Origin of the sequence: Pyxidicoccus fallax, assembly GCF_012933655.1 — a bacterium.
Lineage (GTDB): Bacteria > Myxococcota > Myxococcia > Myxococcales > Myxococcaceae > Myxococcus > Myxococcus fallax.
Genome location: NZ_JABBJJ010000628.1, coordinates 1 through 2,998 on the forward strand (window position 1 = coordinate 1; position 2,998 = coordinate 2,998).

A 2,998-nucleotide genomic window follows, 5' to 3' on the forward strand; every position below is an offset into this window, starting at 1 on the left:
GGATGGTGGGCGTGGTGGGCGGGCCGCACAAGGTGGAGGCTGCGCGGGCGCTGGGGGCGGACGTCGTCATCGACAAGAGTGTGGAGGACTTGTGGAAGGCGGCGGAGCGGGCGTCTCCGCGCGGGTACGACGTGGTGCTGGACGCGAACGGGCCGTCCACGCTGCGCGACAGCTATGCGCACCTGGCCTCGCCGGGGAAGCTGGTGATTTATGGGTTCCACTCCATGCTGCCGCGAACGGGTGGGAAGCCGAACTACGCGAAGCTCGCGTGGGACTGGCTGCGCACGCCGCGCTTCGACCCGCTGTCGCTGACCAACGACAACACCAGCGTGATGGCCTTCAACCTGTCCTATCTCTTCGAGCAGCGCGCGATTCTGGAGGAGTCGATGGCGCGGCTGCTGGGCTGGGTGGAGGAGGGGAAGCTCGTGTCGCCGCGGGTGACGCGCTTCCCGCTGGACGCGGTGGCGGACGCGCACCGCGCGCTGGAGTCGGGGACCACCGTGGGGAAGCTGGTGCTGGTGCCGTGAATCCGTTGCCGCGGGTACTCCGCGGCGGGCTTCAAAAGCAAGCAGCATTCGGTGAAGCCTCTCACGCGAAAATGCCCATGATACTCACAAATCGAGAATGCAGGTTTGCTCTTGCGGCTGCCTGTATCTCCCGGCATTCCTTTCATTGCCAGCAAGCCGGCGCTCATTGTCTGGCATGACGGCCGCTGTCAGACCGGTGATCCATGCTGAGTCTCTCTCTCCTCGGACTTGGTGTGCCTGGCAATCTTCAAAGGAGGCGGTTCTTGTTGAAGGACATGTCGAAGCTATTCACGGGCTCCTCACGAGGCACCCGGCTGACAGTGGTGTTGGGCGTCGTCGCGAGCACCTCGCTGGGATGTGGCCCGGTAGCCGACTCGCAGGAGAGCGGGCCGTCCCAGCCGGAGTCCCGCGAGGACGAGGTCATCCATCTGACCGATGACCGCATGGACGTCTATGCGCACCCCGACCCGACGCTCCGGGCGCGGGCGATGTACTCCACGCCGGTCATGATGTACCAGAGCGTGGGGCCTACCCTGGAGGACCTGACCACCTCGACGCGACTGGGGAACTTCTTCAATCTCTGCTCGACGGAGCGCTTCCGGGACGACCCGATACTTGCGGATTGCTCGGGTGTGCTCATCGACGATGACCTCGTGCTCAGCGCGGCCCACTGCATCAAGAAGTCGGACGCCTGTGGGCCCGCCGGCTCCCTGCTCTGGGTCTTCAAGTACTACCGCCCCGCGGCGGGCGCATACGAGACCATCACCACGGATGACGTCTTCAGGTGCAAGGAAATCGTGGCGAAGGGCTCCGCGCCTGCGACGGACTTCGTTGTCACCCGGCTGAACCGTCCCGCGGCGCCCCGTTTCACTCCCGCTCCCGTGGCCTATGGCCGGCAGGCGGTCGTCCCCGGGCACTCGGTGGCGACCATTGGTGCCCCCAGTGGCATTCCCCTCAAGATCGCCGCGAACGCGACCGTCACCAGCGGCACTGCGACGGACAACCCGGCCGCCACCCTCGACATCCTGGGGGGGAACTCGGGGGGCGCGGTGTACTCGACGGACGGCTACACGGTCGCGGGCGTCGTGCACAGCGCGTATGGCCCCTCGGATGAGTATCAGTGGGATGGGACCTGTCGGAAGGCCTACAGCGGGGTCAACGTCCACGGGAACTTCTATGTGATGCCAGCCATCCTGGACACGCTGTGCAGCACGCCCGGCGTCCTGAGCCAGCGACTGTGTGCTCCCGTCAAGGGGCACGCGGATGGCGTCAGCCCGGCGGGAGTCTTCTCCGGTGGGGCCTTCGACCGGCGAAACCTGGGGCAGGCTGTCTCGGTCGAGGCTGTCTTCGATTTGGCCGGTGCCACGGTGACCACCACCGCGAACCGCACCCAGCGGGACATCCTCCGGCGATTCGGCATCACCGGAAATCATGGCTTCAGCGTCGAAGTGCCTGCGCAGTTCCGTGATGGGGTCAACCACATCGTGGATTTCTACGCCATCGATCCGGTCGCGCAGACGCGTGTCAGCCTGGGGCGGAGGACGTTCAATCTCCCACTCGACCGGACCGCTGTCGCCCTGGGGTCGGATTTCGACCGCAATGGTCATGCCGACCTGCTCTGGTTCAAGCCGGGCACCCAGGAGGTGAGCTTCTGGTTCCTCGAGGACACCACCATGTTTGGCGCCGCCAGCCCTTCGATGCCGGCGGGCGCGGCGGGGTGGGAGCTGCGTGGAACGGGTGACTTCAACCGCGACGGTCACGCCGACCTGCTCTGGTTCAAGCCGGGCACCCAGGAGGTGAGCTTCTGGCTCCTCAATGGCACCACCGTGGTGGGCACCGCCAGCCCGTCGTGGTCCGTGGGCGCGGCGGGGTGGGAGCTGCGTGGAACGGGTGACTTCAATCGCGACGGCCACAGCGACCTGCTCTGGTTCAAGCCGGGCACCCAGGAGGTGAACTTCTGGTACCTCAATGGCTCTACCGTGCTGGGCGCCGCCAGCCCTTCAACGCCGGCGGGCGCAGCGGGGTGGGACTTGCGTGGAACGGGTGACTTCAACCAGGACGGCGACACGGACCTGCTGTGGTTCAAGCCGGGCACCCAGGAGGTGAGCTTCTGGTACCTCGATGGCACCACCGTGCTGGGCACCGGTGCCCCGTCGTGGTCCGCGGGCGCGGTGGGGTGGGAGCTGCGTGGAACGGGTGACTTCAACCGCGACGGCCACAGCGACCTGCTCTGGTTCAAGCCGGGCACCCAGGAGGTGAACTTCTGGTACCTCAATGGCTCTACCGTGCTGGGCGCCGCCAGCCCTTCAACGCCGGCGGGCGCGGCGGGGTGGGATCTGCGCGGCTAGTACCTCAGCACAGAGGTTCTGACCGATTGGCTTTGGGCCTGCTCAGCGTAGGACGGGCAGAAGTTCCGGGGCCAGCAGCAGCTCGATGCTGCGGGCCTGTCCGGCGCTGCGCCGGATGAGCCC

Annotated in this window: 2 protein-coding genes; both read left to right on the forward strand. The window is 66.6% G+C overall.

The genetic code is table 11. The features are described from left to right. On the forward strand, positions 1 to 527 hold a 527-nt coding region (locus HG543_RS52820), incomplete at its 5' end, for a zinc-binding dehydrogenase (protein WP_169352548.1). Positions 528 to 802: 275 nt separating this feature from the next. Beyond that, positions 803 to 2,875 carry an FG-GAP-like repeat-containing protein gene (locus HG543_RS52825; RefSeq protein ID WP_169352549.1) on the forward strand — a complete coding sequence of 691 codons (2,073 nt, stop codon included), beginning with the start codon at positions 803 to 805 and terminating at the stop codon, positions 2,873 to 2,875. The last annotated feature ends 123 nt before the right edge of the window (positions 2,876 to 2,998 follow it).

Bases quoted from the DNA above. Each gene is read 5' to 3' on its own strand.
- HG543_RS52825 (WP_169352549.1), top strand. From the start codon at position 803: ATGTCGAAGCTATTCACGGGCTCCTCACGAGGCACCCGGCTGACAGTG.